Genomic DNA, 6,124 nt, shown 5'->3' on the forward strand with positions numbered 1-6,124 from the left:
ATTCCGGTCGTCAGGTGTCTCCCGGCGCAGCAACCGGGCGACACCTGACGGCAGGGCGAACGCCACCTGATGCGGCGTTAGGTCCTGCCGGACCGGATCACGGCCACGATCGCCCCGGGTGCCACGACGATGGCCGCGCCAAGTACCGCGAACAGCAGGGGCGACGGGCCCTCGTAGTCGCTCCGTACCTCGACGTTGGCCCCGAAAAGCGCTGCGACCAGCACCAGAAGGACCGAGACGCCCAGGATGCCCTTCCCCCATGCCCTACGGGCGGACGGACTCCGCATCGGCACCAGCGCGACCAATAACCACAACAGTGCACACCCCAGCCCGACAGGCAGAATGCCCATGTTCCCTCCCCGAGTCGGTGTCGAAGCAGTCGGACGACAATGGCATGTTCCTCGGCGATCGTCACCCCCTCGGTTCCGGTCCCGGGATCACGCCCGGGTGGTGTGCCGGGAGGCCGGGGCGGGGAACCGGACGGCGGACCGTTCGCTCCGGGCCGCGGGGGGGAAAGGCGTCCACGACCGGTGCGGAAGGGGGCGGTCGACGGCAGCCGGAAGAGGGGGTCTTCACCGCGTTGCCCACCCGGCCCGACGCCGAGGGCGACCGGGCCGTGGGCCCCGTCGGCTCACCCCTCGGCGGGACGCGAGGGGCCCGCGGCGGTCTCCGCGAGGGCCAGGAGGTGCCGGAGGGAGGCCCGCGCGTCGTCCAGCGGGTCGTGGGCGCCGTCCCGTCCGGGCGGGGCGGTGAGGACGGTGTCCTGCTCCAGCACGTACCAGCCGGAGTAGCGGTGCGCTTCGAGTCCGCGGACGATCGCGGCGACGTCGATGTCGCCGGCGCCCAGGGGCGCGTACATGCCCGCCGCGACGCCCTGGGTGTAGGTGAGTTCCCCGGAACGCACCCGGTCGGCGAGGTGCCGTCGTACGTCCTTCAGGTGGACGTGCGCGATCCGGTCGGGCGCGCGGGCGGCCAGGTCGACCGGGTCGCCGCCGCCGACGAGGCAGTGCCCGGTGTCCAGGCACAGGGCGATGCCGCAGCCGTCGAGGACGCGCCGGGTCTCCTCCGCCGTCTCGACCAGGGTGCCGACGTGCGGGTGGAGGGTGGCGGTGAGGCCGGCGTCGGCGGCTGCCGCGTCGATCCGGTCGAGGTTGGCCAGCAGGGTGTTCCAGCCGTCGGCGTCCGGGGCGGGGCGGTCGTCGTAGCCGTCACCGCCGCCGACGGCCGCGACGACGACCGTGGTGGCGCCCGCCACGCGCAGGTCCGCCAGGGCGGCCCGCACGCGGGGCAGCGGATCGTGGCCGGGGTCGTGCAGCACGGCGGGCACGAACTGGCCCACGGCCCGCAGCCCGTACGCGGACAGGAGCCCGGCCTTGGCCGCGGGGGCGTCGGGCAGGAAGCCGTCGGGACCGAACTCGGTGGCGGCCAGGCCGATGTCGCGCATCTGGCGCAGCACCACGTCCGGCGCCAGTTGGTGACCCCAGCCGGGGACCTCGCACACGCCCCAGGAGATCGGTGCGCCGGCGACGCGCCCGACGAGGGGCGCGTCGGAGCCGGGCGGCGTCATGCGCATACCAGGTCCTTCTTCCGGTGGCGGGGTACGGGTCCGGTGCCCGGCTCGTCCGCGGACGAGCCTGCCCCGTCGGATGACGCCTGTCAACGACATGTCAGGACATCGTGCCTTACGGTGCCCGCCGGGCCGTGACGCGATCCGAGCGGCCGGCTTCCGTCCCGTCGCCGGGTGCCCGCCGCCGGGCGGGGCCGCCCACGGCGGAGCGCGGCTCAGCGCGCGGCGATCGTCATCTCGAAGGAGTAGCGCGAAGCCCGGTAGACGTGGGTGCCGTACTCGACCGGCGTCCCGGCCCCGTCGTGGGCGACACGGGTCATGGTGAGCAGGGTGGCGCCGCGGGACTCCTCCAGGAGCGCGGCCTCGGCGGAGGTGGCCCGGCGGGCGCCGATGGTCTGCTCGGCCGTGACCAGGTCGGTGCCGGACCGGCGCAGCAGCCGGTACAGGCCCGTGTCGGCCAGCTCCTCGGCGGTCGGGTCGATCCGGCCGGCCGGCAGGTGGTTGCGCAGGAGCGCCAGGGGCTGTTCGTCGGCGAACCGCAGCCGTTCGATCACCAGCACGGCGTCCCCCTCGTCGATCCGCAGGGCGGCGGCGACCTCCGTCCCGGCGGGCCGGCTCTCCAGCGAGAGCACCCTGGTGCCCGGACGGCGGCCGTCGCGCCACAGGTCGTCGAACAGGCTCGACAGCTCCGTCTGCCGGCGGACGCGGTGGGTGACGACCTGGGTGCCCACCCCGCGCTTGCGGGTCAGCAGCCCCTTGTCGACGAGGTGTCGCATGGCCTGACGCATGGTGGGCCGGGAGAGCCCGAACTGCTCGGCCAGGGCGATCTCGTTGCTCAGCCTGGTCCCGGGAGGCAACACACCGTTCTCGATGAGCTGTTGCAACTGCTGGGCAAACTGGAAGTACAACGGGACCGGGCTGCTCCGGTCGATCTTGATCAACTTCGCGACCTGCTCCACGTCACCCTCCCACGCGCGGCGTGCGCCCCCACAGTGTGGCGCGTTCTCCCGAGTTCGGTAAGTCCCCACGTTCTTACGTCCTTATGTAATAACAATGGGGAGCGCCCTCTTGTCGGCGGTCGTCCCCGGACGCCCTTCTCGCACGAAAGGCTCCCCCAGCATGCGCATAGGACTCATCGGTACGGGCCGGATCGGCGCTTTCCACGCCGCGACCCTCGTCGGTCTTCCCGCGGTCGGCTCCCTCGTCGTCCACGACACCGACGAACGCTCCGCCCGGGCGGTCGCCGACCGGACCGGCGCCGAGGTGGCCGGCGACCTCGACGGCCTGTTCGGCGCCGGACTCGACGGGGTCGTCATCGCCTCCTCCACCGCCACCCACGCGGACTTGATCCTGGCGGCCGGGCGTGCTGGGCTGCCCACCTTCTGCGAGAAACCGGTCGCCGGCGGTCTCGCGGAGACCGACGCGGTGCTCGCCGCCCTCGCCGGTTCGGACGTGCCGCTGCACGTGGGCTTCCAGCGCCGCTTCGACGCCGGGCACCGGGAGCTGCGCGAGGCGGTCGCGAGCGGACGCCTCGGCTGGACCCACACCCTGCGCGCCTGCACCGCCGATCCCACCCCGCCGCCGCCCTCCTACGTCTCCGGTTCCGGCGGCATCTTCCGGGACTGCTCGGTGCACGACTACGACGCCGTCCGCTGGGTCACCGGACGCGAGGTCGTCGAGGTGTACGCCACCGGGGCCAACCGGGGCGAGGACTTCTTCGCCGCCGCCGACGACGTCGACACCGGGGTCAGCGTCCTCACCCTGGACGACGGGACGCTGGCCGTCTGCACCGCCACCCGTTACAACGGTGCCGGGTACGACGTGCGCCTCGAGGTCTGCGGCTCGAAGGGCTCGCTGGTCGCCGGCCTGACCGAGCGCACCCCGCTGGTCCCGGCCGGGGGCCCCGCCCGGGACACCGGCACCCCGTACCCCGGTTTCATGGAACGCTTCCGGGACGCCTACCGGGCGGAACTCGCCGCGTTCACGGAAGTGGTCGCCGGGCTGCGTACGAGCCCCTGCACCGGCCGGGACGCGCGCGCGGCCCTCGCCGTCGCGGAGGCGGCCACGCGCTCACGGGCGACGGGGCGTCCGGTACGGGTGGAGCCGGCCGGTCCGGCCGGGGCCGCCGGACGGCCCGGAGGCTCGCCCGGCGAGGACTCCCGGACGGTTCGCGGACCGGTGAAGTGAGCGGGACCGGGGAAGTGAGCGGGACCGAAGGGTGAGCGGGGCCGAGGGGCGAGCGGACCCGGGAGCGGACGGAACAGGGGCGGGCGGGCCGTCACCGGCCGCCCGGCACCGGAGCGGCCGGGGCCGTGCGCGCCGCGCCGTGGCGGAGGTCACCACCGGTCCTCCGCGTGGAGGCGGAGGTCCTCCTCGCCGCCCGTGACGCGGGGTGCCCCGTGGCCGCCGACCGGGTTGGTGACGGCCACGGTGGCCATGTCGTCGTGGCGGCCGTCGCCCAGCCACTGCGCGGCCAGCATCTGGACCCGTTCCACCACCGCCTCGGCCGGCAGGCGCGCGCACCCCTCCAGCGCCTTCCGCAGCCTCTCCTCGCCGTAGAGCCGGTCGCCCAGCGGCCCGCCGCGGGCCTCGGTGATCCCGTCCGTGTACAGCAGGCACGTCTCCCCCGGTGCCAGCGTCACCTCCGCGCTTCGCGCCCGGATCTCGGGCAGGACGCCGACGAGGGTGCCGTCGGTGTCCGCCTCCTCCACCCTCCCGTCCGCGCGGATGATCAGCGGGGGCGGGTGCCCGGCGCTGGTCAGCCGCAGCCGCACCCCCTCCGGGTGGCGCCGGACGGAGGCCAGGACCAGGGTCGCGAAGCGGGTGTGGTGGGAGTTGACGATCGTGTCGTTGAGGAGGCCCAGGACGCGCTGGTGGTCTCCGGACAGGGGCAGCAGCGCGTGCAGCACGCTGCGGATCCTTCCGGTCAGGACGGCGGCCTCCAGGCCCTTGCCCGCCACGTCCCCCAGGACGACGAAGGTCTCCTGCGAGGCGTCCGCGCCGGGGTGGACGTCGTAGAAGTCGCCGCCGACGCGTTCGTGCTCCTGCGAGGTCCGGTAGATGCCGGCGTACTCCACCCCGTGCACCCGTCCCAGCCGCGGCGGCAGCAGTTCGCGCAGCAGGGTGGCCGTGATCGACGTCTGCTCCGCGTACAGCCTGGCCGCCGACAGGGCGGCGCCGGCCCGCGCGGCGAACAGCCGGACGAAGGCCTCCTCGGCGTCCGTGAACGCCCGGTGCCCCCGGGACCGCAGGATCAGGGCTCCCTGCCCGGACAGGGGCGTGACGATCACCGAACCGGCGGGGCCCGTGAAACCGGGCGGCACCGCTCCCTCGGGGATGTCCGCGGGATCGATCCACCGCGTCGGCACCGGCGGGAACCCCCGCAGCGCCTCCGTCAGTCCCGGAACCGTCCGGGTGTCGAGCGTCACCACCCGCCGGGTGACGCCGCCGCCCGCCCGCGCGTGGGTCAGGGCGTGGCGGCCTCCCCGGGCGGGAACGACGACGACCGCCTCGTCGGCGAAGTGGTCCGCGGCCGTACGGGCCGTCGTCTCCGCGCACCGTTCGACGTTCAGCGACGAGAACAGCGCGTCGGAGACGTCCGCCGGCAACGCGGTGGACTCGTCTTCGCCACGGGGCGCCCGCCCGGTCGTGCGCGGGCCGGCGTTCTCCACCAGCCACCACACCACGCGCCCGTCCTCCCCGGGCGAGGGATGCGCGTCGAACGCGCGGCCGGCCACCGTGCCCGAGACGGCGTCCGGCAGCTCTCCGGCCGGCCACGGGCGCCGGTGGGCCCCGGCGAGACGGCCCGGCATGCCGTCGGGCGCCGGGTCGCCGCCGTCTCCGGAGGCCCGGAGGAGCAGACGGCGCGCGGCCTCGTTGGTCTCGACGATGTTCCCGGCCGCGTCGGCGACGAGGACGGGACAGGGGGCGTCTCTCCACGCCGGACCGGTGCGGACACCACCGTCGCGCGGACTGTCAGGGGTTCCCGGGGAAGGGATCACAAGCCGGGGGACGCATCGTGCGCACCCCACCACCTCTCTGCCGTTCGAAAAAGATTGCCTCCTGCAACCATCGCGCATCCCCCGGCCCCGTGCAATGCCGAAACGGCCCGCGACGACTTCCTCACACGGCCGCGCACCGGACCGCGCCGGTCCCCCAGCCGCCCGGCCCGGGTTCGGATCCGGGTTCAGGCGGTGGGGGCGTCGGGGTGGAGGGTGAAGACCTGGTCGAGCCCGGTCATGCGCAGCACGCGCAGGGTGTTGGCGGGTACGCGGGCCAGGGCGAGGGCGGCGTCGGCCGTCATCGCGTGCTGGCGGGCCGCCAGGAGCGTGGTGATGCCGGTGGAATCGCAGTGCTCCAGCCCGGTCAGGTCGATGACCAGGCGCTGCCCCGGCCGCAGGACGAGGTGTTCGACCGCCCGGCGCAGGACGGCGGAGTGGGCGTGGGCGGGGGGGGCGGGGGCCGTGCCCAAGGGGGCGGGGGGGGTGGTTCTGGCGGGGGCGTCCAAAGGGGTTCCTGGCGGGCATTTTTCGTCAGAGGGGGGGGAACGCAGAAGGA

The 6,124-nt window shown here is 74.6% G+C and carries 6 protein-coding genes; 1 reads left to right on the forward strand and 5 read right to left on the reverse strand.

All coding sequences use genetic code 11. The features are described from left to right. Positions 1-77: 77 nt before the first annotated feature. The 3 genes from ACZ6AQ_RS28265 to ACZ6AQ_RS28275 form a co-directional block, all read right to left on the reverse strand. The gene (locus tag ACZ6AQ_RS28265; protein ID WP_468763535.1) at positions 78-224 is read right to left on the reverse strand and encodes a hypothetical protein; all 147 of its coding nucleotides are present in this window, start codon (positions 222-224) and stop codon (positions 78-80) included. Positions 225-631: 407 nt separating this feature from the next. Then, complete coding sequence (locus tag ACZ6AQ_RS28270; RefSeq protein ID WP_468763537.1) at positions 632-1,573, reverse strand: TIM barrel protein; 942 nt, start codon at positions 1,571-1,573, stop codon at positions 632-634. A 209-nt stretch (positions 1,574-1,782) separates the two neighbouring features. Then, complete coding sequence (locus ACZ6AQ_RS28275; protein ID WP_468763539.1) at positions 1,783-2,526, reverse strand: GntR family transcriptional regulator; 744 nt, start codon at positions 2,524-2,526, stop codon at positions 1,783-1,785. A 160-nt stretch (positions 2,527-2,686) separates the two neighbouring features. Here ACZ6AQ_RS28275 and ACZ6AQ_RS28280 point away from each other — a divergent pair, with 160 nt between their 5' ends. Continuing rightward, a complete protein-coding gene (locus ACZ6AQ_RS28280; RefSeq protein ID WP_468763541.1) occupies positions 2,687-3,754 on the forward strand; it encodes a Gfo/Idh/MocA family protein in 1,068 nt (355 codons plus the stop codon). 149 nt (positions 3,755-3,903) lie between these two features. Here ACZ6AQ_RS28280 and ACZ6AQ_RS28285 read toward each other — a convergent pair whose 3' ends face one another. Continuing rightward, on the reverse strand, positions 3,904-5,568 hold the full coding sequence (locus ACZ6AQ_RS28285) for a PP2C family protein-serine/threonine phosphatase (protein ID WP_468763543.1): 1,665 nt from the start codon (positions 5,566-5,568) through the stop codon (positions 3,904-3,906). 185 nt (positions 5,569-5,753) lie between these two features. Further along, positions 5,754-6,038 (reverse strand): STAS domain-containing protein, encoded by a 285-nt coding sequence (locus ACZ6AQ_RS28290; protein WP_468763545.1) that lies wholly within the window; start codon positions 6,036-6,038, stop codon positions 5,754-5,756. Positions 6,039-6,124 lie beyond the last annotated feature (86 nt).

The organism is Streptomyces sp. NPDC041191, from assembly GCF_055591945.1.